Origin of the sequence: Salinivibrio sp. YCSC6 (assembly GCF_004916735.1) — a bacterium.
In the GTDB taxonomy this organism is placed as follows: Bacteria; Pseudomonadota; Gammaproteobacteria; order Enterobacterales; family Vibrionaceae; genus Salinivibrio; species Salinivibrio proteolyticus.
In genome coordinates, this window is sequence record NZ_CP039516.1 from 1,629,199 (window position 1) to 1,650,262 (window position 21,064).

Sequence of the window (21,064 nt, forward strand, 5' to 3'; positions counted from 1 at the left end):
AATCGTACCCATTGGGACCACTGAAACGTGGCCCCTTTATATCGGAAATCAGCCCTTTTATGCCTGATTACGCGCTAAGAGGATGTAAAACGCGCGAGGACGAATTCCACCAGCAACCGAACGCGCAAAGGCACTTGTTCTCGGTCTCGATAGAGCAAAAATAGCGTACGCGCCCGACTGCACCATTGCGGCAATACGCGCTGTAATTCGCCCTGTTCTATCAAAGGTAGCGCGGAATAATCAGGAATATAGCCGATGCCAAATCCGGCTTGCACGGCATGGGTTAACATTTGAATTTCATCCACTTCGGCACGTATGCCCGTGGTGGCTTGATAATCAAACGCTTCCCCCGTTTGCTGGTGTGTGAGCTCCCAAACCGTCATCGGATGACAAATCACCACCGGCTGACCACTCAGATCATTGGGTGAACGCACGTCGTGATAATCACTGTCAGGACTGGCACACAAAATGAAGTGAATATCGGTGAGCGGCCGTGCAATCCAATTTTCTACCACTGGATTCCCGACTCGAAACACCACATCCATGCCTTCCGCTTCAATGTCTATCAAGCTATTGGAAAAGTTAAGATCCAGTTGAATCTCGGGGTACTCACGCATAAAGTCGAAAAAGACGCGGCGTAAAAACTGTTTACCGGCATTGATCGGTGCGCTAATACGAATTTTGCCTTGGGGGTGATGCTTCTCGCTCACCAAGTCATCATTGAGTGCCTGCAACTCATCGAACAATCCGGCGGCACGATCAAAGTAGCGATGGCCAATTTGAGTCAGCGAGATACGATGTGCATCGCGATTGAGTAAACGCAGAGCAAGATCTTGTTCAAGCTGGCGAATACGACGACTTAGGGTGGATTGCGGCATAGCAAGCTGCTGCGCCGCGGCTTTAAAGCTCCCTAACTGCGCCACGGTACAAAAACAGCGCAAGTCGTCTAACGAATAGTTAGGTTTCATATTTGGAATCTACCGTTCTGATATTGCCGGTTTATTCATATTTTGAAACTTATACACTAGCGCACATCACTCAACAAGTCAGGTCTTGCTATGACAACTACTGCTTCACTGTGGAAAGCCGTTGCCCTTCTCATTTTATGTGCCTTTTTTTGGGGCAGCACGTTCCCAATTGGTAAAGATGCGCTGAATGAAGTGAATGCGCTCACCTTGGTCTTTTGGCGCTTTGCCGTCGCCGCAATGTGTTTAGGCTTTTATCTCAAGCTCACCCGTACCCGCGTCCCCACACTCAGCGCTAAACAATGGCTGTGGGCAACCACCGTCAGCGCCGTGGGGATTGGCGGCCTGAACCTCTGTTTGTTCACTGGGCTCGAGTACACCCAAGCGACCAATGGGTCATTAATCATGGCGCTCAGCCCGTTGGTGACTTCACTTATCGCCTGTATCGCAATTCGCGCATTGCCACGTAAAGGGCAAGTTTTCAGCTTGGTGGTGAGTTTATCGGGCGTGCTTGTGGTGATCACCAATGGTCAATGGCAGATGCTCAACCAATTAAACTTTAACCAAGGCGATAAGATGATTTTCACTGGCATGTTTGCATGGAGTGCATACACCTTCTTCAGCCAAGGCATTGGCCGCTGGATGCCGGTGATCCCCTACACGTTTTTGGGCATGCTGAGTGGCGCAACCGTCATTGGCATCATGTGTGCACTGACCCCAAAGGTTCATCCATTTGGCGAAGTCTGGGCTGCAAGTCCGCTGGCCGTCTCCGAACTCCTGTATATCGGTGTGCTGGGTACTGTCGCCGGTTACTTACTCTGGCTCAACGGTGTGCGCCATCTAGGCTCAGCCAATGCAGCACTCTTTTTTAACTTTGTACCTGTGTTCGCGGTACTCACCGCGTTTTTGATGGGACAAGCCGTGAGCCAACTTCAGGTAGTGGGCATTGTGATTGTGATCGCAGGGCTGTTGCTGCCACGCCTCCCTCACCCACGCTATTGGCGCGTTGCTCGAACCGCAAGCGACGCTAAATAAAACAGTAGCCTTTCCCGTGCGCAGTTTGGAGCCTTTCGGCAGGGAAGCCCGCATCGGCTAATTTTTTTCTGATCCGGCTCAGGTGCATATCCAGACTGCGATCATCTGGCGCGAAGGTTTTCTTCAATACTTGGCGATACAGCAGCGGTTTACTGAGGGTTGTGTCTTTGTGCTGCGCAAGGAGCCACAGCAACTCAAATTGAAGCGGGGTCAATTTTACTGGCTGTTCGTTAACACGCACGCGGTGCGTATCCTTTTGCATCCAGAGATTATCGATTTGTAGCTGCCCGGACGTATCTCGCATCGCAGACGTTGCATGGCGACGGTGCATGGCGATCGCTGAGCGCGCCAGACACTCTTCCAAATCAACGGGCGTCGATAATACATCATCAGCGCCAGCATTTAGCGCCGCGACACGGTCGGCCGCCGCTTGACTCGCCATTAACGCAATAAACGGGCATTGCTCACTAAGCCAGCGCAATGTTTTGGTTTGAGCACCACCTTCTGGCACCCAGCTGATTAGCTGAACCGTATCCCAATCCGGCATGGCATCATCAGGCCCAATCACAGTGACATCACAGCCATACTCGCGTAGTTTCGCTTCCAGAATGGCGATAAATGACATATTTTCCGGACCACGCACGACGATGGCGGGTTTGGCGATCGAGAAATACTCCTCGTACATGGATACTGTCCTAGCTGAGTTTGATAGCGGCGAAAATGCAGGGCCGCCATATCATCGATAGGCGACCTTGCAAGAGCAAAGCGATATTGTCTTATAGCTTCGGTATTTAAAGCAACTGAGAGTACGACGCCATTGGACGATTGGGTTCACTCATTCTGTTTAAATGCTGCGAATTTCACCTATACCAGCCCCGTTTGAACAGCAGAAACATCCGGACTCAGACTTAAAACCGGTCGACACGGTAAGGCTGCATATCGACCGATGTGTTCTCGCCATCCATCATTTGTCCGATAAGTTTTCCAGTGACAGGCCCCAGCGTAAAGCCTTGGTGCCCGTGACCAAACGCGAGCCATAATCCGGGTTTATTCGGCGTGGGTCCGATGACAGGCTTCATATCCGGCATACACGGACGCCCACCTTTCCAAGGCGCCGCATCCACGCGGTCACCTAGTGGATAGAGCTCGCGTGCTACCTTTTCCGCTGCCGATAATTGCCGCTCGTTCAAGGGAGCATCCAATGCTGTCAATTCTGCCCCTGTGGTTAATCGCACGCCCGCGCGCATCGGTGCGAGCAAATAGCCCACTTCAGCGTCCATAATCCAATGATTGAGCGGAGTGTTAGCGTCACCTTGGTAGTGCATGTGATAACCACGTTTGGTGAACAAAGGTACCTCTATGCCTTGTTGGCGTAACCAGTACGATGACCACGGTCCCATCGCCATCACAACCTGATCCGCACGAAGGCGCACGTGATCTGTTTCGATGACCCACTGTCCGTCCTCCTGCTTAAGTGCTCGCAAATTGGCACGCTTTATCTCGCCGCCTTTGGCGATAACATCGTCGGCGTAGGCTTGTACCAAGGCTCCGGGATCGGTGACAGTCCAAGGTTGTTTCCAATGAATTGCCCCCGCTAGCGGCGCGGCTAAATGCGGCTCCAACGTAGCGAGCTGCGCTTTATTGATCACCTCATACTCCACACCGTAACTGGCATAGTCAGACGCGGCACGCGAGCACTCTTCATCCAACGCTTTTTGGCTGCGGAATAACTTGAGGTAACCTTGCTTACGGATCAGTGAGGCCGCGCCCGCGGACGCGATCATTTCATCATGCGTATCGAGGCACTGCATGATCAATGCCGCATACTCGGGGACCAACTTTTTGTATTGGTTTTCACTCGAATGATGCCAATATTGCAGCAATGGATGCGCGGCACGCAGTACACTGGTGGGTCGATAGCGAATATCGACAGCACGATTAGGTAACACACGCAGCAAGGTCGCAAGGTCGCGTGGAAAGGCATAGGGTCGAACAGCTTCGCGCTGAATAATGCCTGCGTTGCCGAACGACGTTTCTTGCCCAGGCGCCATTCTATCGACGACCGTCACATCGTAGCCTCGCTTCAAAAGATGCCAAGCAACAGATACACCGACCATGCCCGCTCCCAGTACCACCACATTTTTGGCCATTTTTTCACTCCCTGAACACGCCAAGTCATTTGTCTCCGCAGCGAAATTTATTCGTGCAATCCCATGCTTTTACACATAACCAATAACGACATCAATATTAAAATGACGAGAAGTCAATCCCATCAAGACAATGATTAACCACATTTCTATTCTTGTGTCTCAAGAGCAAATCCAACTCGGTGACGCAAAGCTGGGCAAAAGACCGACATATCGCTTCTGCCTCACCCGCTGCTGCGGCACCATCCCATTGAAAGCACATTCAATGGCTTTTTCTATCTAGGTCGCAAACGGTTAATAGTTAGGCAGAAACACCTTTAATTCTGTCGATACCACCCTCATCACATTTACTAGGCTTAGCAATAAAGGTGAGGATATTAAATGAAAACGCACACATCACGACTCACCCAACCACCTCGGGAGCACAATGCGCAAGGTGAAGCGCGTCGCGTCGGAGTAGAACTTGAACTAAGCGGCATGGAGCTAGACGAGATCGCACGCATCGTCGCAGATAAGTTGTCGCTCACGGTTAAAAAAGGAGGCCGTTACGACCGTCATCTGACTGGGGATGACGCTGGCGATTGGGTGATTGAGCTTGATTATGCCAAATTAAAACGCCTTGGCCAGAGTGACAGAAGCGAGAAAACACTGGCCAATAAACTCGATCAGTCCGCCGAAGACGTTTTAGCGTGGGCAGCCAAGCTGGTCGTGCCGGTAGAAATTGTCACGCCACCTCTCCCACTAGACCGCCTCGATAGCGTCGAGGATTTAATTGCTTCACTGCGTCTACAAGGCGCCGAAGGAACCGAAGACAGCCCGGTTTATGCGTTTGGCATGCAACTCAATCCAGAGCTGCCTGATCTAACCGCCAAAACGATTTGTGCGCACTTAAAAGCATTCTTATGTTTGTATGACTGGCTTTTAAAACGCGCCGACATTGATCTATCACGGCGCCTAACTAACTATGTTGACCCTTTCCCGAAAGCATATATTGAACGTGTGCTAGCCGCTGATTATTGGCCAGATCTGACTACTCTGATTGATGACTACCTTGCGGATAATCCCACACGAAACCGTGCGCTAGATATGTTGCCCTTGTTCACGCATCTCGATCCTGAGCGCGTTAATGCGGCCGTCAACGACGGGCTGACTAAGGCGCGACCCACGTTTCATTATCGGCTGCCGGACAGCAAGGTCAGCCGGACTAATTGGGGCATTCACGAAGCATGGAACGATTGGGTGGAAGTCGAAAAACTCGCTGCCGATCCTGCGCGATTGGACGCATGTTGCAAGGCTTATTTGGGCTATCTCAGCGACCCATTAGCGCGTATCGTCAATAACTGGGCGGAAAAGGTGCACAATTTATGGATAAACCCGTCATCGCAATAACCGGCCCGAGCAAAGGCGCACGGCTGCCACGTTTTTTTGTTGCTGCGGCAGTCAAGCTCTATGGTGGCAAGCCGTTACAACTACACCCCGGCACCGCCTTAGATCCAGACGCCTATCATGGCGTAGTGATTACCGGCGGGCACGATGTCGAGCCTGTTTTGTACGCTGCGGAGCCCGAAGTCAAACCCAACTACGATTCTGAACGTGATGTTTTGGAAAGCGCGGTTATCAAAAGCGCACTGGCAAGCCAAAAGCCCTTGCTGGGGATTTGCCGAGGTGCGCAGCTTCTCAACATCTGTTTAGGCGGCACCTTGCACCAAAGCTTACGCGAGCAGCGTAAAAAAACCTCTCATCGCTGGACAATATTCCCAATGAAAACCTTGTGTATATTGCGTGATGTCAACGGCCACATCCAGCAACGGTTGGGGCAAGGCAGACGCAAAATAAATAGCCTGCACAACCAAGCGATTAACGCGTTAGGCGAGGATTTAACGGTTAGCGCACGTGATTTAGATGGCATTGTACAAGCCATTGAGTCGCCCAATCGTCCCTATACACTGGGCGTACAGTGGCATCCGGAATTTTTGCTTTATCTTGGCTGTCAGCGTGCGCTGTTCAAAGGCTTAGTCGAGCACGCAACGCGCTTCCAACAGCGACAAGCGGCATCTCAGTAAACATGTTTGTTAGTTGGTGAAAAACAAAAACGCCGAGGCACATTCGCTCGGCGTTATCAGGTAGCGATTAACGCTTAGACCGCGCGTTCAGTCGCTTCTCTATTTGGCGTTTTTCCCACTTATCACCAAAGAGATCGACAATGCCCAGAGCACTGACACCGTGGCTGACCACTGCAATCCCCCATCCCATTGCAGCCCACCAAGCCCAGTAATAGCCGGGGCTAGTTTGCCAGTTGATAATAAACAAAATCGCCATCACGACCACATAGCGCGTCAAATGAGAATAAAACCCGCCGAGGGCACGGACGCGATTGGCAATCGCTCTTTCTTCTGGACTCATTGAAGTATCTGCCTGCATGTCTGTCTCCTTTTGCAAATCACTAATGTCGATATCAAACACAGCAGCCAACGATTTCAGCGACTCCAATCCGGGTTTGTGGCCGCGCTCGATACGTTGAATCGTTCGAACACTTAACCCACTAAATTGTGCTAATTGGTCTTGCGACCACCCTTTTTGAACTCTGAGTGCTTTCACGTTCATCCTTGCTCCTTTGTGCTCTTCCCTATCGACACTATGCAAAATGGGGGCGACATTACCACGACAGCACCCCGACACCTTAATGACAGTTATTTAAAATCAATCACTTAAAAACAAAAACCACCCAATAGCCAATCCGCGTATTTTACCCTTAGCAAAAGGTATCAATATACAAGGCTTCGACCTTATCGCGCGCCCACTGCGTTTTACGCAAAAATTTCAACGATGATTTCATCGAAGGATCGTTAGAAAAACAGTTCACATTGATGTGTTGGTAGAGGCCTGACCAACCATAGTGTCCAACCAAACGGGTCAAAATGGTTTGTAGGGTTAACCCGTGCAGCGGGTTATTAGGTTGTGTATCCATAAGGGTTCTCAGCAACTCGAGCACGCGCTCGTCAATAAAAGCGCTACTCTACGTGACGATATTGCAAAACGCGAGATCAACTGATCCACTCAGTCTTATTTCATTCCGCCACTTTGGCGTATACAACAGTGCTAGAAATCGCACCGCTCGGCAAGATACGATCATTGGTAAGAATCGCCTCTTGGTGATACCCACAACGCTCGGCTACCGCGCGGCTGCGGGTGTTTTCGTAGGCGGTTTTGATTTCAACTCGCTTGGCATTAAGGCCATCAAACGCGTACTGCTCTAGCGTCCTCACCGCTTCGCTCATATAGCCAAGGCCTTCTTTGGAGCTCCGCAGCCAATAGCCTATTTCAAAATAAGGAATCGCGATGTTGCGGATGATTAAGCTGATCACACCCACCAGTTGCCCCGTCGATTTTTCAAAAATCGAGTAGCGCAGCTCATTAATAAACATGTCGAAGTCATCAATCGCTTGTTGGGTGTTTTCAATTGAGCTCGATTCGGTCAGCGCGTGCGGAAGCCAATCCATAAAAGGAGCAAGGGTGTGCTGGCTTTCCAATACGGCTTCTAAAATGAAAGGCTGATGGGCCATATTAGGCGCCACCAGCAACAGACGGTCACTGCCCAGTTGGTCCATGCGCGGGGAATCATCCATTAATGTCCACCCAGTACCGCGCCAATGATTCATTGAACACTTCACCATTGACGATGTTTTCCAACGTGCCGCCATTAGCTTCAATTACTTTGCGCGATGCCATATTGTCCTCATTCGCAGTGATGAGGGCGCGAGTGATCCCTAGCTCTCTCGCATTGGGCAGTGCTAAGGCTAACATTTGCTTGCCGCATCCGCGTCCACGGTATGACGGCGCAATATCGTAACCAATGTGTCCGGCTTCTTGAGATAGAAATGGCGTATTAATGTGATGGCGGATCCGAATCGCGCCAATGATTTGTTGCTCAGCATCAAGCAGCCAAAAATGACTACACGGCACATAACCTTTACGAAGGTTTTTACCCAATGACTCATCCGTTAACCGAGTCACGTAAGTGGGAAAATCGTCTTTCCCCGGCCGATAGTAATCGGCATTGTCGGGGTCAAACTGAACAAAGTCATCATAAAAGCGTGTAAAGGCTGCTTGATAATTGAGTGCGGGGACGACTAATTCCATGTGCTTATTCCAATTCCTGTCATAGAATAAGGCTATCTCATTGATATTGAGAAATAAACACTTATTGACCGCCTGTCATCCCACCGCCTTAGCGCTCGCCACCTAGATGTGATTGAGTTGTTGATTGCCGCGCATCACTGCCAACGCATCACCGCATCAAACGTTTGACAATGTTGAACCGCTTGCTCCGCCTCTTGCAGATAAACTTGTTGGGCACTTGAGGTTGGATAGGTTAAATACTCGGAACATTTCGCGCTTTGACCATTACCCACCACAATTTTGGCGCCCGGTTGCAAGGTGCACTGTACCAATTTATCGAGCGGCGACCATTGATAACAAATCTCATAATCTTGGCGATAATCCGCCACCAAGCCAGACGGTTGTGATAACGCCCACCAGTGACCAAACTGACTATGCGGGTTGGTGCTATTCCACGCGCGATATACTGTCACCCCTTCAGTCGCCTGATATACCTTGCCTTGGCAAAGCTTCCCTTCCAATGGCTGACCCAACGACGACGCCAGTAACGCTGGATCGTCCACAGCGACAAACTTGTCTGCCCATGCGCTTGGCAACGCCGTACTACCGACACATTCTGCAGCGTCGGTCGTTTCATTATCAACGGGCGCACTGGTACACGCTTGCAGTGTCACCATCAGTGCCCCAAGTAGTGCTTTTCTCATCATCCTTGCTCCCATTCGTGTCGTAATATGGCGTAAACCACCGTATCCCACCACCGTTCTTTAAAGAAACGATGCTGATGAAAATGGGCCTCTTGTCGCATGCCAAGTGAACGACAAAGCTTGGTTGCAGCAAGATTATCGTAAATGGTCTCCGCGTATAACCGATGCACACCCAGAGACTCAAAACCAAAGTCGGCCAGCGCGACAGCCGCCTCTCTCATTAGCCCCGCGCCTTGCGCCTCTACAGCTAGGCCGCATCCGATGGAAGCTTGATGGTTGTCCTCAAGCCTTAAACCGACGGTGCCTATACATTTTTCCGATTGCTTGCAGATAACCGCTAACTGATAAGCCACGCGTGGATTTGTGTTGGCTTGTTCGATAAAGCGCGCGTGTAAGTCTCGGTATGTCTCTGGCTGGCAGTCCGTTTCGCTATAAAAACGCTGGTACTTCTGGTGTTGCGTTAAGTGAACAAACGCCTCTTCATCGCTCGGCTGCATGTCACGCAGCACAAGTCGACGTGTTTCAATCATAAACATCCTTGTCTCTCTTGTTGTTTTAGTTCAGCGCCTTGACCATGGTGGTGGCGCCTGAAAAACCGACTAACCATTTTAGGTGCGGAAAGCGCTCTTCTTTAGTGGCGACAAAGCCTTTGGTTTCATAAAGCTTGCGGGCTCTGGGGTTACTATCAATCACATCCAACCGAACGCTTTCAAAGCCATGCGCTTGGGCATAATCCATAATGGCATCCAACAAATGGGAGCCAATCCCCTGCCCGCGTACCGCGCTATCAACAGCAATGCCATCCATCACCAATTCATTGGGTGCCGCTTTACGCTCAAACAGCGCCAATACTGCACAGGCCCAAGTACCCTTGATGGGCCCCAAACTATCGATCAACTGTTTCGCGTCCATGCCCTGTGTCAGTGCGCCGGTTTGAGTTTGAAACCCAGCCAACCCCACCACATTGCCGTTTTGCATAGCGGCAAACGAAAAGCCTGGGACAAAACACTGAGACAACACCGCCACGCGCACTGCCTGATTGGGGATTGCCCGTGCGAACTTCATCCCAAACGCCTGCTCATATAACTCAGCGACGTTTTGTGCTTGCTCAAGCGGCCATCCTTGCCGGATCGCTATCTCCATTGGCTCCCCTCTGTCTTCTTCAATAAAAAAACATCCACACATTTATCTTGACGTGAAGATTTTTGGTATTTATCTTTACATCAAGATAAATGGTTAATCACAACTTAATCAGTTCAGCATGGTTTAACCACAAGCGTATGACAGCCACCTTTTTACTGGCTATTGCGCGGCATAAGGACACACAGGAGTCATAACATGGAGACTAAAGTAATGAATATAATCGTATTTGGTGCCACGGGCGATATTGGCAGTCGAATTGTATCGGAAGCGTTGCAACGCGGCCATAAGGTCACGGCAGTGACACGTAACGAGGCAGCATTCAGCAAGCTACCCGACGGCGTAAAACCTGTCGCCGCCAATTTGAGCGATGCGGACAAGGTGGCATCGGTAATGGCTGGTCATGATCTTGCCATTACGGCGTTACGCCCACCGACAGGCGAAGAAGCGCAATTACCGGTGTTAACCCAAGCCGTCGTCCAAGGCGCAGCCCACCATCAAATGCGCGTTCTGATTGTCGGCGGTGCCGCTCGACTGATGATTCCAGGCACTGACGGTGAAACCGTGTTAAACACCGAAGGATTTCTCCCTGCTTCAGCGGTTGAGATTGCACGCGCGTGCCAAGTGCAATATGAGCAGTGCCTCGCCAGCCAAGATGTGATTTGGAGTTACCTCTCGCCTGCCGCCATGATCGCACCTGGTACTCGCACCGGTCAGTACACATTGGGGACAGACACCTTAGTGACAGATAGTGACGGACAGTCTCGCATTTCAATGGAAGACTTCGCGGTCGCCATGCTTGATGAGGCCGAAACACCTAAGCATCTGCAGCAAGCATTCACGGTGGGCTATGGCACCTAACAGGTGCTAGATCGTAAACGTAAAAAAGGAGCGCTGTGTTGAGCGCTCCTCACTATTCAATCTTTTCTTACCAGCTTAAACCACTGACAGCTCGACCTTAATATTGCCACGCGTGGCATTAGAATATGGGCAGACTTGGTGTGCTTGCTCAACCAACGAGTGCGCAGTATCTTTATCCAGATCACCGACAGAAACCGCCAACTTCACGGCAATGCCAAAGCCGCCATCACCATCGGAACACGAGTCTTTGATTCGCTTATTCGTCACATCGCCAAACTATTACTTGGTCCTGCCACCCTTTATTGAGACAATCGCCGCTGTTACTTCGACAATTACGGACAACAATGAAATTACTAGCTCGCAATCTTGCTCGCACCACTACCGAACACCAACTTCGTCAGCTATTTTCTGAGTATGGTGATGTCGCCGAATGTAATCTGGTGCTGGACCAAGAGACTGGCGAATCCAAAGGCTTTGCTTTCGTGACCATGCCTGATGACACACAGGCGAAAGCCGCGATGGCGGCGTTGCACTTAACCAGCGTTGCGAAAAGCAAAATCCGCGTTAAAGTCGCAAACTAAGCAAAAGGCTCCCTTGCACTTACATTGGCTATGAGGCGAGAGCGATAGCCAACACGATCACACGTGTTGGCTTTTGTTTATGGTCGAAACTTCTGTCCATGGGCGAATACTATTCAGCTGATCTTCGAGCTCATGTTCAGTAATTTCAGTATCATAGGCCACTTGAGCACGCAGCCAATAGCCCTTCGACAATCCAAAAAAACGGCATAAACGCAGGTCTGTATCAGCCGTTATAGCCCGTTTACCAGCAATAATTTGACCAATACGCTGTGCGGGCACTCCGATTTCTTTAGCCAAACGATATTGCGAAATCCCCATCGGGGTCAGGAACTCTTCTTTTAGTAACTCGCCAGGTGTGACAGCTTCTACAGTACGCATGAGCGACCTCTTAGTGATAATCAACGATTTCGACATCTTCCGCACCACCTTGAACCCAGCGAAAGCAAATGCGGAACTGATTATTGATTCGAATGCTAAATTGCCCTTTACGATCACCCTTTAGCGGCTCTAGTTTGTTACCAGGTGGTATTTTGAGATCATCTAAATCGGTTGAGATTTGTAGCTGGCGCAATTTTCTAAGCGCGACTCGCTCAAAATTGACGAAGCGCTTTACCCGCTTTCCCTGTGCTAGCTTTTCAGTATCTTTGCAATTAAACGTTCGAATCATAAACCCAATAGTAACGCATAACGTTAATAACGTAAAGCGTCATTAAACGATAGCTAATTGACAGCCTACGCCCGACTCGTCACTATCAAGCTTTCGGCATCTAGTGACGCTTGAGCAATCAACATGGCAAAGCCAAATAAAAAAGGGCCCACCAAAACCATCGATATTTTCTGTAAACGCTGTAATGCACCACTGTTTAAATACCGCAAAGGCGGCAAAGGTGCATTGGTGAAGTGCTTTAAAGAAAGGATTGTTGAGGATGCCACCACCACGCCGTGTCACTGCCCTCAATGCGAACAGCCCTTTGCGCGTGACACCTTGGTGCGAGGCACACCAGCCTATAAATTTATTGGCGGTAAGGTATGGTTCAAATGAAGATAACCCCTTTAGGCGATACATTAGGGGCACAAGTCGATAATATCGATTTATCCCAGCTTTCAGAGGCTGAGTTTGCGGCGCTGTACCAAGCGTTTTTACGCTACAAAGTGCTTTTCTTTCGCGAGCAGCCTCTATCTACCGACAACCATGTCGCACTGGCAAAACGCTTCGGCGAGCTTGAGCCACCTCACCCGTTTTTTCCGCACCTACCCGACAACGACCAAGTGGTCGTGATTGAAACCAGCCGCGGTAATCCACCCAGCCAAAGCTATTGGCACACCGACATGACATGGCAAGCGGTGCCGCCCAAGTGCTCGGTTTTACACGCGCAATATGTACCAGAACATGGCGGAGATACGATTTGGTGTGACATGGCAGCAGTATGGGCCGATCTCACCGACGAAGAAAAAGCCAAGCTACGCGAGCTCGACACCATTCACGCACTGCACGCCTTTGAAGGCAGTCGTTACGATCATCAAGACGCCGACGGCCAGAGTGTGGTCTCGAAACGCGCTCAAGACTACCCACCCATTCGCCGTGCCATGGTGCAAACCCACCCAGAAACCGGCCAAGAAGTACTATTTATTAACGAGCAATTTACTCGCACGATTGCCGACTGGCCAGAGGCTGACAGCCAACAACGGCTTGCGACACTGTTCAGTCAAGCACGCCAATCGAAATATCACGTTCGTTTTCGCTGGCAAAAACACTCGGTGGCAATCTGGGACAATCGCGCCACCCAACACTACGCAGTAACCGATTATGGCGACGCACCCAGACGATTACACCGTGTCACGGTTCAGGGTGAGCGGTCCCAGTAATCCAATAACGGTATTGAAGAGCTTTTGGGGCAACGGCGGATCTCATCCCAAGGCTTACATGCAAAAAGCCACATCGTTTTATCTAAGCAACTGTATCAATGTCACCGGCGCTGAATAACCACTCATGGGATAATACTGACATTACGGCTTTATCAACAAATTCACCATTGCGAAAGCCAGACTGACGCATCACTCCTTCGTGTTTGTATCCCGCCCGCTTATACGCACTGATAGCACGAGAGTTGAGAGTGCTAGCGGTGAGCTGCACGCGATGCAAACCTAGCGTTCTAATGGCATAGTCTGTGACTAATTTGGTCACAAGAGTACCTATGCCTTTTCCCCAAAACTGCTTGTTGCCGATTAAAATAAAAAATTCACCACTACGATTTAGTGTACTGATATCACTAATCCCTGCGTAACCAATCAGCTCATTCGTCGCTCTAGTACAGATCCCAAAAGAAACATTTTTAGGATCTGCATTAATGGTCGACAACCATGAGGAAATATCCGATCGAGACTGCGGATACGCATAGGCTGATAGGCTATAAATTGTTACTTCCCTATCTTGGGACCATTGATAAAAACACTCTGTATCACTGATATCCAGAGATCGTAAGTAATAATGTTCTGCTTCCAGCTGCATGGTTTACTGTATTCCCTATTATGCACCATTGCACTATGACCAAGCATAATCGCGATAGTTGAAAATAAGCTGGCTCTTGTGAACAAACAAAGAACCACTTTTGTTTATCTATTAACGGGTATATTCATACAGATTGTTGCTATGCCCATAAAGCATGATTGGGCGTTGTAGCCGAAACCCGAGCTTTTCGAGCAAGCGGTTGGAGGGTTGGTTGTCCGGTAAGGTCACCGCCTGAACCGTAGTCAGTCCGCTCGCTAACAGGGTTGCTTCAAGTACCGCCTCGGCGGCTTCTGTGGCGTATCCTTGCCCGGTATAACGCGATAAAAACGCGTAGCCTAAATCTGGGCATTCCAACTCATTGCGCTTGAGCACACCGCACATGCCGATGGGCTCACCATCTTCCCGCCGTTCTACCAGATTCAGGCCAAAGCCATGTGCTTGATAGCTCGCAAGCGGTCCGTGACGGAGATACTCGATCGCATCTTGTTCAGTACGCACCTTTTTATCTGCGATATAGCGTATAAACGACGCCTCATTAAGCAGCTCCACAATAAACGGCGCATCGTCGAGATGAAACTGTCGCACATTGAGCCTTTTTGACCGGCATATCAGTGTCATAAGCCACTCGCCTACTGAAACATTCTATCGCGCCATAATCGCATATTGGCGCGAATAAGTATCTACGCCGGCAACCAACACTGATAAAAATCAGTCTTCGCATGTTTGGGGTTAGCGCGAACAAATTCCCAGCCGTGCTGGCGATAAAAGGCTAACGCACGATGATTATCACGGCTTACAGATAACAACGCTCGCCGGCACCCCGCGTTTGTTAAGGTGGTTTCGATATAGCGCTGCAGCAAAGGGGCCAGCCCTCGACCACGAAAAGCAGGTGCAAGGTAGATGAGATGCACATAACCCGTCTCAGGCTCCGGTGACGTGCTGCGAAATTCAAGCTGCCCAGCCCATTCTCCATCGACAAAAATATGCCGATAAAACCACTCGGGCTGATTCATGCGTTCACTCACCCGTTCATAATAGCCAGTTAGAAAGTCTTCAATCCCCTCATCGGAGCCAAAGCTACACACAAAAGCGTCCCGACGTGCAGCCACACAATTAGCAAAATCGGTTTCAAGATTGATGGGACGGAAAGTCAGGTGCATGGGTGTATCCTTACTCAAGATAATCTCTATCTCCATGACGCGCGCAAAAGTCAGCGCTAGATAGCACGGGTCATCGTTAACTCATCGACTGAATGACCATCGATTCGATAACAATCCGACATATTGCCAATCACTTTAAAGCCACATTTTTCGTATAATCTATGAGCGGGTAGATTGTTAGAGAGCACGTTCAAGTCAAGCCATCTGACATGCTCTGTGTGTTGACAAAACACCACCACGGCATTAATTAATGCCGCCCCTACTCCTTGTCGCCTAATACGACTTTCAACCCCCATCCCAAGCATAACGCGATGAGCCTTGTACGGTTCGTTATACTGACGCAAGTCAATATGACCAACAATGGTATTATTCTCTTCTTTAGCCAACCATAGCTTTCTCCAGCCTGTCTGCCCCACCTCAAACTGAAAGCCGTCTTGAAACTTCGCTTTTAACTCTTCGGATACATAGCTACATGCTTTAGAAAGCGGCAGGAAGTTTGGCGCACTGTTGGTGTTATTTTCTTCAAGCTGAGCATTCAGATAGACAAAGAATGCTTCTAAATCTGCTGTCGTTGCCTCAACGATTTTCACTGGCTAGTTTCTCTGTCACATAAGTAATACAAAACATGGCGATCTTTTTACTCTTAATCACTTGACGAGCTTACTTGCATTAAACACTAAGTGACGTTTGGTTTACTAACATCACTTAACGAATGTTTTTCTTCAAAGTTATTACACTTGATATCTACTTCACGAGATAATATATCTGCGATTTTTGATGGTTCATAAAAGCTCGCTGACGGAATACGTATCAGTTTATGATGACCATAAAGCGCTTCATTTACGTACAGATCGCGTTCCTGTTTTTTCTTCCATTGAGAATCAATTCCATTGTAATTTTATTGAGATGACAACTCGTTGACTTTTTCCCTTGCTAACTCTTCTCATTCATCAAACAGGCCCACGGAGCCCAATGAGATTTCCAAATGGATCAGTGACTTGGCACATTGATAGTCCATGCTCGATCGCCATTGGACCGCGGTATAACTCAGCGCCAATCGCCTTAAAGTGATCTAGGGCGCTTAACAAGTCATCAACCTGCCAATACAGCACAGCCCCGCACTTACCATTGCGGACTTTTTCATCGGCTTGCACAATTTCCAACTGAAAACCATTTAAGTCGAGGGCGGTAAAATCAAAGTCTGGATAATAAATAGGCATTGCTTTAGGAAAAGCCTTGCGATACCACTCTAGCCCTTCATTCACGTTAGGTACATGTACAAGCAATGCAGATGGGTAAACGGACATACCATTGGAATAACCTTGTCTAGTATTCATTGAAAGTGACTCGCAAACTTCTCGATAAAAAATTAACTGTCGTAACCCAGTAATTCATCAAATCGTCTCAGCAATCAGCCGACGCCGCTATCGTTAGTGTGATTTAGACTCAATTAACATGATCTTACATGTGCCCCTAATCACACTGAGAGGGGAAGTTTAATATCAACAATGACTATCTCTATTTTTACACCATACACTTCTCACACCAACATGCCTAAAACCGACTAATTTACAGTTGCGACTACTCGTACTGTTTGGCATGACATCAGTCAGCACTACTTTGGAACCTAAAGAAATAGCATCTTCAATTCGTGCTCGAAGTAACGCAGTTTGACACCCTTTCGAACGATAACTCTCTTGTGTATACGCATTGGCGAGTATTACATATTCGCCCTCGATATAACTCGTTGCCCAAGCACATGGCTCACCGTTTATTTTCGCAACATAGCAACGAAACCTTTCTGTGCAGTAAAGCGGACGTTTCTTCTGCCAGATTTCGTTCGAACACTCTAAACCTGATGTTTTAAGTAAAGCTAAAAAATCATCAACATTATCATGTGACCATTGTTCAACTGACACTTGTTGGGATTTATCTGTACACGCTACATACTCATCAGGCTTCAGTTCGAGAAATTCATGCTCATATTCTGATACAAAGGCACGATTTAATAACCATGTTGTCAGCTCATTTGTTATTGCCTGCGGTTCGACGGATATTTCAGGGGGCAAGTCACGTGTGTAAAAACTCAGATAACTCTCTAAAGTCTCTATGCTAGAAAGTTCATGGATGATTATTTGATTATCATACTTACGTGTTTTGTCCACGAAAACAGAGCAACCCTCAGATTCAACCGAAAAAAGTTCACTGGCTAAATCAGTTGACAGTGTTCGTTCATTATTAAAGTGAAAGTAAGCGTTATAGGCGTCTCTTACTTTTTTATCTTGCATCGTTCCCTCGATACTATATTAAAAATTAACGGATTAGCCCTTTATTGATAATCAAAATCACTTAGACACGACCTTTAATACAGGAGGTAACTATATCTAAAAAATTAGTTTTAACGCTAATCTCTAAGTACCACTTTTAAGGTAACAGTATATACGCTTACTTATTGGCTGCTCTCGCGCTGAAAGAAGTGCCAGAGGCAGCTAATCGTTTATTATCTATTTGGTGAAGTGTATCCCGTTGTTGTCGCTACGACTTCAAAACCACGCTTTGATACGATTGGTTTACTCATATCTGAGGCATCGATTATAAGATATTTAACCCCTTTCGATTTCGCTTTAGAGATGCGTTTGTTAAGGACCAAACTATAATACCCATTACCGCGAAATTCTTCGATTGTGCTTCCGCCCCAAATACCGGCAAATGGGCTATTACCATTAAATGTTAGCCAAGCAGAGGTCACTGGTCGGCCATTTACATATACGACGTAGATAGATACAGAATCAGGAGAATGTTCCTTGAGGCTTACTAAGTAATTATATTGCCAATCAAAATCTCCACCCCAGACCTTTTCTTGAACTATTATTGCGTCACGAATACCCTCTCTATCAAATACTTCTGTGATCTGAGATTCATCGAAAGATAGGTTCGCTGTTTTTTCCAGGTCTAGAACCATAAATGATTCGGTATCTTCTTGTTCAAAACCATTTGCGAGTAATACACTGCCGATATTACTTGGTTTATCGGTACTGTACGTTTTCCATTCAAAGCATAAATTGCGCTTTTTAAAGTATGAAAGTTGCTCTTTAACTATTGATTCAGTGAGACTTTCGTCGAAGCTGAAGAATGAAACGTAGCTACCATGACGGTCATTTGATATGAACTTCGTCAGATTATTATCTGACTCCTTTACACCATTAAACGAGGGAAAAAGCTTTCGCTCAAACTCATTGTAGTCTCGCATTACATCCACTTTATTCAATTTATCCTCATTGATTGCTACCTTGCAGCAATACGCTAGTTATGAACTAATCAACACAACCAGGCATAGCATCCAACGTTTTTTCTAACCATATTGAACTAATATAATGTCCATTTTTTCTTGCGTACTCGTTGAAAACACCAACCTCTTTAAAACCAAAGCGTTTATGCAAAGCTATTGATGCATCATTTGGTAATGCAATACCGGACAATGCGCGGTGAACTCCGCATGTGCTTATCGATGAGAACAACTGCTTATACAGCCTAGTCCCTAAGCCTTTGCCTTTCGCCTCTGGCGCTAAATACACTGTCACCTCGACCGTATCGTCAAAAGCAGAATTCACCCTATACGGTTGGGAGCATGCAAAACCACATACTAAGCCGTTTTCTATCGCAACATAAAGCCGATGCTTCGTTCCACTTGAAAACTGCGAAAACCATTCTTGGCGATTCTCTACTGTGAAAGGATCTACCTCAAATCGAGCATTGGTATGTTCGATATAAAAGTTAAAAATGTCGGTAATAGCCGACACATCTGTATGCTTGCCAGTCCTAATTTCCATACAATATCCTTGTTCTATATCGCCGATGTTCACCATCACTCGAATTATCAAGACGACACCGTCTAGCTCGGCACTGTTTTAGGAGAAAAAAGTTGAGCTCGCCAAACACCACTTTACTCTTTATGCAGTGGTTAACTACAAAATATTCGCTAAAATTCAACGATTTATGGCATAGTCGTTCATTATGCGTGCGGCTTAAACTTTTTTGTCATACCTTCGCTGGATGGAGAGACTAGCTTGTAACCTAACTTCTCATAAAATACAGGTTCATCTGCAATCATTGATACATAAGAACCATCTAAAGCAACTGATGATAAATAACTATCTATATACTCCATAACTTTCCGGCCAAACCCTCGACCTTGGTAAGATGGATCAACTGCAACGTCTACTACCTCAAAATTACATGCACCATCGCCAACGACACGCCCCATTGCGATTAGATCATCGCCATTTCTTACTGAAATGCCGTATAAACTATTTGGTAAAGCGATTGTGGCCGCTTTAAGAGATTTTGGAGAGAGACCGGCTTTTACACGCATGTCACAGAATTCTTTTGGGCTAGGTAATTTTTCTTCAAACTTTATTGTCATCATTATGCTCCTATTGATTCACCTGAAGCATACACATTACCACTGTATAAATAAGGCTCTTCACCGGATGTGGTGGAAAGTGTTTCTTTTCAAGTTTTCCGATTAATTGGACAATAAGGAAACACTCTGCACTTGAGCCCTGAATCAGATGAAAGATACAGCACTCTATCAAGCGATCCTTGAACTGATTCCGCCATGGACTGTCGACTCTGTCCAGGTGGATAAAAAGAGCCAACGTATTACCGTGAACATCATGTACGAAAGTCCTTCAGGCGTTGCTTGTCCAACATGTTCGAAAGCGGTAAGAAAGCATGACTCTCGAAAGCGAATATGGCGTCATTTGGATACATGCCAGTACGAAACATATCTTGAGGCCCAAGTCCCACGTGCTGATTGTCCAAAGCACGGGGTTCAGACCGTTTCTGTTCCTTGGGCATCTCCTGGTAGTCGCTATACCGAACTCTTCGAGACAAAGATTATTGAAACACTTCAGTTCACTTCTCTTCACTCTGTATCTAAAGCCTTTCGACTGAGTTGGGGAGCCATTGATCGGATAATGAAAAAGGCTGTTTCACGAGGGCTCGCCCGGAGAAATTTAAATAAGGTAGAAGATCTGTTGGTAGACGAAACTGCCTTTTGCCGAGGGCATGATTATGTCACTGTGATGTCGAGCCGAACGGGCCAAGTTCTCGCTGTTGCCGACGGTAAAAGTGAACAAAGCTTAGCAAACTGCTATCGAGTGCTGCCTAACCTCGCTAGACAGCAGGTCCGCTCAGTCTCGATGGATATGAGCCAAGCTTTTATGAATGCAACCGAGTCCTTCTTTGGCTCACGATCTAAACGCTTGATTGCAGTTGATCATTTCCACGTAGCAAAAGTGCTCACCAAAGCTGTTGACGATGTTCGCAAGCAAGAGGTTAACCGTCTACCGCCATACCTTAAACGAGAGTGCTACAGAACGCGTTATGGCTGGCTAAAAAGAAATAGAAACCTCAAAGGTCGCCTGAGGGAGCGTATAAACAGATTGGCCAAGCTCATGATAGATACAAGCCTTAGCTGGTTGCTCAAAGAGCAAGCAAGACTGATCTGGTACGGAGGTTCGATCAGAAGCGCAAGGAATCAATGGCTAGAGTGGCTTGCTTTAGTTAAAGCAAGTGGAATTAAACCATTGATGACAGCAGCGGCGACAGTGAAAAAGCACTTACCAGCAATCCTTAATGCAATGCGGCTTAAGGCATCGAATGGCTTGGCGGAGGCTATAAATGCCAAGATCCAATACATGAAGCTTAGAGCTAAAGGCTTTAGAAACAAACAAAGGTTCAAGACAGCAATACTGTTCTATTTTGGGGGGCTTGATATGACTTTCCACCATGAACGATGAAGAGCCATAAATAAACAGTTTTACGATTACTCTGTTAAG

At 47.7% G+C, this 21,064-nt stretch carries 29 protein-coding genes and 1 pseudogene; 8 read left to right on the forward strand and 22 right to left on the reverse strand.

What is annotated here, in order from left to right; genetic code table 11:
- Positions 1-74: 74 nt before the first annotated feature.
- The gene (locus E8E00_RS07425; RefSeq protein WP_096628153.1) at positions 75-968 is read right to left on the reverse strand and encodes a LysR family transcriptional regulator; all 894 of its coding nucleotides are present in this window, start codon (positions 966-968) and stop codon (positions 75-77) included.
- A gap of 90 nt (positions 969-1,058) precedes the next feature.
- Between E8E00_RS07425 and E8E00_RS07430 the strand changes: the two genes are divergently transcribed.
- Positions 1,059-2,000, forward strand: a complete 942-nt coding sequence (locus E8E00_RS07430; protein WP_096628151.1) for a DMT family transporter — start codon at positions 1,059-1,061, stop codon at positions 1,998-2,000.
- Here E8E00_RS07430 and E8E00_RS07435 read toward each other — a convergent pair.
- Positions 1,993-2,685, reverse strand: a complete 693-nt coding sequence (locus tag E8E00_RS07435; protein WP_077765937.1) for a response regulator transcription factor — start codon at positions 2,683-2,685, stop codon at positions 1,993-1,995. The genes E8E00_RS07430 and E8E00_RS07435 overlap by 8 nt on opposite strands.
- A 223-nt stretch (positions 2,686-2,908) precedes the next feature.
- Positions 2,909-4,150: an FAD-binding oxidoreductase gene (locus tag E8E00_RS07440; RefSeq protein ID WP_096628148.1), complete on the reverse strand. Its 1,242-nt coding sequence runs from the start codon at positions 4,148-4,150 to the stop codon at positions 2,909-2,911.
- Positions 4,151-4,528: 378 nt separating this feature from the next.
- On the opposite strand from E8E00_RS07440, the gene E8E00_RS07445 reads away from it, so the two are divergent.
- Positions 4,529-5,536 (forward strand): amidoligase family protein, encoded by a 1,008-nt coding sequence (locus E8E00_RS07445; protein WP_096628146.1) that lies wholly within the window; start codon positions 4,529-4,531, stop codon positions 5,534-5,536.
- Entirely contained in the window at positions 5,512-6,210 is a 699-nt protein-coding gene (locus tag E8E00_RS07450) for a gamma-glutamyl-gamma-aminobutyrate hydrolase family protein (RefSeq protein WP_096628144.1), read from the forward strand. The genes E8E00_RS07445 and E8E00_RS07450 overlap by 25 nt, the downstream gene beginning before the upstream one ends.
- 67 nt (positions 6,211-6,277) lie before the next feature.
- Here E8E00_RS07450 and E8E00_RS07455 read toward each other — a convergent pair whose 3' ends face one another.
- The 7 genes from E8E00_RS07455 to E8E00_RS07485 form a co-directional block, all read right to left on the reverse strand.
- The gene (locus tag E8E00_RS07455; protein WP_046073335.1) at positions 6,278-6,751 is read right to left on the reverse strand and encodes a 2TM domain-containing protein; all 474 of its coding nucleotides are present in this window, start codon (positions 6,749-6,751) and stop codon (positions 6,278-6,280) included.
- 148 nt (positions 6,752-6,899) lie between these two features.
- Positions 6,900-7,115 carry a VF530 family DNA-binding protein gene (locus tag E8E00_RS07460; protein ID WP_096628142.1) on the reverse strand — a complete coding sequence of 72 codons (216 nt, stop codon included), beginning with the start codon at positions 7,113-7,115 and terminating at the stop codon, positions 6,900-6,902.
- Positions 7,116-7,215: 100 nt separating this feature from the next.
- A complete protein-coding gene (locus E8E00_RS07465) occupies positions 7,216-7,773 on the reverse strand; it encodes a GNAT family N-acetyltransferase (protein WP_240531877.1) in 558 nt (185 codons plus the stop codon).
- Positions 7,766-8,287 carry a GNAT family N-acetyltransferase gene (locus E8E00_RS07470; RefSeq protein ID WP_096628140.1) on the reverse strand — a complete coding sequence of 174 codons (522 nt, stop codon included), beginning with the start codon at positions 8,285-8,287 and terminating at the stop codon, positions 7,766-7,768. Before E8E00_RS07470 ends, E8E00_RS07465 begins: the two co-directional genes overlap by 8 nt.
- A gap of 134 nt (positions 8,288-8,421) precedes the next feature.
- Complete coding sequence (locus tag E8E00_RS17305; RefSeq protein WP_096631368.1) at positions 8,422-8,970, reverse strand: hypothetical protein; 549 nt, start codon at positions 8,968-8,970, stop codon at positions 8,422-8,424.
- Positions 8,970-9,506 carry a GNAT family N-acetyltransferase gene (locus E8E00_RS07480; RefSeq protein WP_069361324.1) on the reverse strand — a complete coding sequence of 179 codons (537 nt, stop codon included), beginning with the start codon at positions 9,504-9,506 and terminating at the stop codon, positions 8,970-8,972. The genes E8E00_RS17305 and E8E00_RS07480 overlap by 1 nt, the downstream gene beginning before the upstream one ends.
- A 19-nt stretch (positions 9,507-9,525) precedes the next feature.
- Entirely contained in the window at positions 9,526-10,113 is a 588-nt protein-coding gene (locus E8E00_RS07485) for an N-acetyltransferase (RefSeq protein WP_096628137.1), read from the reverse strand.
- A gap of 210 nt (positions 10,114-10,323) precedes the next feature.
- Here E8E00_RS07485 and E8E00_RS07490 point away from each other — a divergent pair, with 210 nt between their 5' ends.
- The gene (locus E8E00_RS07490) at positions 10,324-10,971 is read left to right on the forward strand and encodes an NAD(P)-dependent oxidoreductase (protein ID WP_096631366.1); all 648 of its coding nucleotides are present in this window, start codon (positions 10,324-10,326) and stop codon (positions 10,969-10,971) included.
- Between the two features lie 75 nt (positions 10,972-11,046).
- Here the strand turns inward: E8E00_RS07490 and E8E00_RS07495 are convergent.
- Positions 11,047-11,199 (reverse strand): annotated as a pseudogene (locus E8E00_RS07495) (OsmC family protein); the annotation flags it as partial.
- Between the two features lie 116 nt (positions 11,200-11,315).
- Between E8E00_RS07495 and E8E00_RS07500 the strand changes: the two are divergent.
- The gene (locus tag E8E00_RS07500; protein WP_096628134.1) at positions 11,316-11,552 is read left to right on the forward strand and encodes an RNA-binding protein; all 237 of its coding nucleotides are present in this window, start codon (positions 11,316-11,318) and stop codon (positions 11,550-11,552) included.
- A gap of 57 nt (positions 11,553-11,609) precedes the next feature.
- On the opposite strand, the gene E8E00_RS07505 is transcribed toward E8E00_RS07500, so the two are convergent.
- Together E8E00_RS07505 and E8E00_RS07510 are read right to left on the reverse strand one after the other, a co-directional pair.
- Positions 11,610-11,930, reverse strand: a complete 321-nt coding sequence (locus tag E8E00_RS07505) for a HigA family addiction module antitoxin (protein WP_077577889.1) — start codon at positions 11,928-11,930, stop codon at positions 11,610-11,612.
- A 10-nt stretch (positions 11,931-11,940) separates the two neighbouring features.
- Positions 11,941-12,219 carry a type II toxin-antitoxin system RelE/ParE family toxin gene (locus E8E00_RS07510; protein ID WP_069587542.1) on the reverse strand — a complete coding sequence of 93 codons (279 nt, stop codon included), beginning with the start codon at positions 12,217-12,219 and terminating at the stop codon, positions 11,941-11,943.
- A 123-nt stretch (positions 12,220-12,342) separates the two neighbouring features.
- Here E8E00_RS07510 and E8E00_RS07515 point away from each other — a divergent pair, with 123 nt between their 5' ends.
- Positions 12,343-12,594, forward strand: coding sequence for a hypothetical protein (locus E8E00_RS07515; RefSeq protein WP_025739952.1), 252 nt, complete (start codon positions 12,343-12,345; stop codon positions 12,592-12,594).
- Positions 12,591-13,418, forward strand: coding sequence for a TauD/TfdA family dioxygenase (locus tag E8E00_RS07520; protein ID WP_096628131.1), 828 nt, complete (start codon positions 12,591-12,593; stop codon positions 13,416-13,418). Before E8E00_RS07515 ends, E8E00_RS07520 begins: the two co-directional genes overlap by 4 nt.
- Before the next feature lie 82 nt (positions 13,419-13,500).
- Here E8E00_RS07520 and E8E00_RS07525 read toward each other — a convergent pair whose 3' ends face one another.
- The 9 genes from E8E00_RS07525 to E8E00_RS07565 form a co-directional block, all read right to left on the reverse strand.
- Positions 13,501-14,061: a GNAT family N-acetyltransferase gene (locus tag E8E00_RS07525; protein WP_077663068.1), complete on the reverse strand. Its 561-nt coding sequence runs from the start codon at positions 14,059-14,061 to the stop codon at positions 13,501-13,503.
- Positions 14,062-14,172: 111 nt separating this feature from the next.
- The gene (locus E8E00_RS07530; protein WP_096628128.1) at positions 14,173-14,679 is read right to left on the reverse strand and encodes a GNAT family N-acetyltransferase; all 507 of its coding nucleotides are present in this window, start codon (positions 14,677-14,679) and stop codon (positions 14,173-14,175) included.
- A 62-nt stretch (positions 14,680-14,741) separates the two neighbouring features.
- On the reverse strand, positions 14,742-15,221 hold the full coding sequence (locus E8E00_RS07535) for a GNAT family N-acetyltransferase (protein ID WP_096628125.1): 480 nt from the start codon (positions 15,219-15,221) through the stop codon (positions 14,742-14,744).
- A gap of 56 nt (positions 15,222-15,277) precedes the next feature.
- Positions 15,278-15,811, reverse strand: coding sequence for a GNAT family N-acetyltransferase (locus E8E00_RS07540; RefSeq protein ID WP_096628122.1), 534 nt, complete (start codon positions 15,809-15,811; stop codon positions 15,278-15,280).
- A 360-nt stretch (positions 15,812-16,171) separates the two neighbouring features.
- Positions 16,172-16,558 carry a VOC family protein gene (locus E8E00_RS07545; RefSeq protein WP_240531876.1) on the reverse strand — a complete coding sequence of 129 codons (387 nt, stop codon included), beginning with the start codon at positions 16,556-16,558 and terminating at the stop codon, positions 16,172-16,174.
- 165 nt (positions 16,559-16,723) lie between these two features.
- Complete coding sequence (locus E8E00_RS07550) at positions 16,724-17,509, reverse strand: GNAT family N-acetyltransferase (RefSeq protein ID WP_096628117.1); 786 nt, start codon at positions 17,507-17,509, stop codon at positions 16,724-16,726.
- Positions 17,510-17,721: 212 nt separating this feature from the next.
- The gene (locus E8E00_RS07555) at positions 17,722-18,489 is read right to left on the reverse strand and encodes a GNAT family N-acetyltransferase (RefSeq protein WP_096628114.1); all 768 of its coding nucleotides are present in this window, start codon (positions 18,487-18,489) and stop codon (positions 17,722-17,724) included.
- A gap of 46 nt (positions 18,490-18,535) precedes the next feature.
- Positions 18,536-19,051, reverse strand: coding sequence for a GNAT family N-acetyltransferase (locus E8E00_RS07560; protein ID WP_096628111.1), 516 nt, complete (start codon positions 19,049-19,051; stop codon positions 18,536-18,538).
- A gap of 182 nt (positions 19,052-19,233) precedes the next feature.
- A complete protein-coding gene (locus E8E00_RS07565) occupies positions 19,234-19,644 on the reverse strand; it encodes a GNAT family N-acetyltransferase (protein ID WP_096628108.1) in 411 nt (136 codons plus the stop codon).
- Between the two features lie 148 nt (positions 19,645-19,792).
- Here E8E00_RS07565 and E8E00_RS07570 point away from each other — a divergent pair, with 148 nt between their 5' ends.
- Positions 19,793-21,025 carry an ISL3 family transposase gene (locus E8E00_RS07570; protein ID WP_096628105.1) on the forward strand — a complete coding sequence of 411 codons (1,233 nt, stop codon included), beginning with the start codon at positions 19,793-19,795 and terminating at the stop codon, positions 21,023-21,025.
- Positions 21,026-21,064: the final 39 nt, after the last annotated feature.

Excerpts from the sequence above, each read along its gene's own strand:
- E8E00_RS07425 (WP_096628153.1), bottom strand. The coding sequence starts at position 968 with ATGAAACCTAACTATTCGTTAGACGACTTGCGCTGTTTTTGTACCGTG.
- E8E00_RS07515 (WP_025739952.1), top strand. The coding sequence starts at position 12,343 with ATGGCAAAGCCAAATAAAAAAGGGCCCACCAAAACCATCGATATTTTC.
- E8E00_RS07470 (WP_096628140.1), bottom strand. The coding sequence starts at position 8,287 with ATGGAATTAGTCGTCCCCGCACTCAATTATCAAGCAGCCTTTACACGC.
- E8E00_RS07440 (WP_096628148.1), bottom strand. The coding sequence starts at position 4,150 with ATGGCCAAAAATGTGGTGGTACTGGGAGCGGGCATGGTCGGTGTATCT.
- E8E00_RS07565 (WP_096628108.1), bottom strand. The coding sequence starts at position 19,644 with ATGACAATAAAGTTTGAAGAAAAATTACCTAGCCCAAAAGAATTCTGT.
- E8E00_RS07490 (WP_096631366.1), top strand. The coding sequence starts at position 10,324 with ATGAATATAATCGTATTTGGTGCCACGGGCGATATTGGCAGTCGAATT.
- E8E00_RS07545 (WP_240531876.1), bottom strand. The coding sequence starts at position 16,558 with ATGAATACTAGACAAGGTTATTCCAATGGTATGTCCGTTTACCCATCT.
- E8E00_RS07480 (WP_069361324.1), bottom strand. The coding sequence starts at position 9,506 with ATGTTTATGATTGAAACACGTCGACTTGTGCTGCGTGACATGCAGCCG.
- E8E00_RS17305 (WP_096631368.1), bottom strand. The coding sequence starts at position 8,970 with ATGAGAAAAGCACTACTTGGGGCACTGATGGTGACACTGCAAGCGTGT.
- E8E00_RS07535 (WP_096628125.1), bottom strand. The coding sequence starts at position 15,221 with ATGCACCTGACTTTCCGTCCCATCAATCTTGAAACCGATTTTGCTAAT.
- E8E00_RS07550 (WP_096628117.1), bottom strand. The coding sequence starts at position 17,509 with ATGCAAGATAAAAAAGTAAGAGACGCCTATAACGCTTACTTTCACTTT.
- E8E00_RS07430 (WP_096628151.1), top strand. The coding sequence starts at position 1,059 with ATGACAACTACTGCTTCACTGTGGAAAGCCGTTGCCCTTCTCATTTTA.
- E8E00_RS07560 (WP_096628111.1), bottom strand. The coding sequence starts at position 19,051 with ATGGAAATTAGGACTGGCAAGCATACAGATGTGTCGGCTATTACCGAC.
- E8E00_RS07460 (WP_096628142.1), bottom strand. The coding sequence starts at position 7,115 with ATGGATACACAACCTAATAACCCGCTGCACGGGTTAACCCTACAAACC.
- E8E00_RS07435 (WP_077765937.1), bottom strand. The coding sequence starts at position 2,685 with ATGTACGAGGAGTATTTCTCGATCGCCAAACCCGCCATCGTCGTGCGT.
- E8E00_RS07520 (WP_096628131.1), top strand. The coding sequence starts at position 12,591 with ATGAAGATAACCCCTTTAGGCGATACATTAGGGGCACAAGTCGATAAT.
- E8E00_RS07570 (WP_096628105.1), top strand. The coding sequence starts at position 19,793 with ATGAAAGATACAGCACTCTATCAAGCGATCCTTGAACTGATTCCGCCA.
- E8E00_RS07510 (WP_069587542.1), bottom strand. The coding sequence starts at position 12,219 with ATGATTCGAACGTTTAATTGCAAAGATACTGAAAAGCTAGCACAGGGA.
- E8E00_RS07525 (WP_077663068.1), bottom strand. The coding sequence starts at position 14,061 with ATGCAGCTGGAAGCAGAACATTATTACTTACGATCTCTGGATATCAGT.
- E8E00_RS07530 (WP_096628128.1), bottom strand. The coding sequence starts at position 14,679 with ATGACACTGATATGCCGGTCAAAAAGGCTCAATGTGCGACAGTTTCAT.
- E8E00_RS07500 (WP_096628134.1), top strand. The coding sequence starts at position 11,316 with ATGAAATTACTAGCTCGCAATCTTGCTCGCACCACTACCGAACACCAA.
- E8E00_RS07450 (WP_096628144.1), top strand. The coding sequence starts at position 5,512 with ATGGATAAACCCGTCATCGCAATAACCGGCCCGAGCAAAGGCGCACGG.
- E8E00_RS07465 (WP_240531877.1), bottom strand. The coding sequence starts at position 7,773 with ATGGATGATTCCCCGCGCATGGACCAACTGGGCAGTGACCGTCTGTTG.
- E8E00_RS07445 (WP_096628146.1), top strand. The coding sequence starts at position 4,529 with ATGAAAACGCACACATCACGACTCACCCAACCACCTCGGGAGCACAAT.
- E8E00_RS07455 (WP_046073335.1), bottom strand. The coding sequence starts at position 6,751 with ATGAACGTGAAAGCACTCAGAGTTCAAAAAGGGTGGTCGCAAGACCAA.
- E8E00_RS07505 (WP_077577889.1), bottom strand. The coding sequence starts at position 11,930 with ATGCGTACTGTAGAAGCTGTCACACCTGGCGAGTTACTAAAAGAAGAG.
- E8E00_RS07485 (WP_096628137.1), bottom strand. The coding sequence starts at position 10,113 with ATGGAGATAGCGATCCGGCAAGGATGGCCGCTTGAGCAAGCACAAAAC.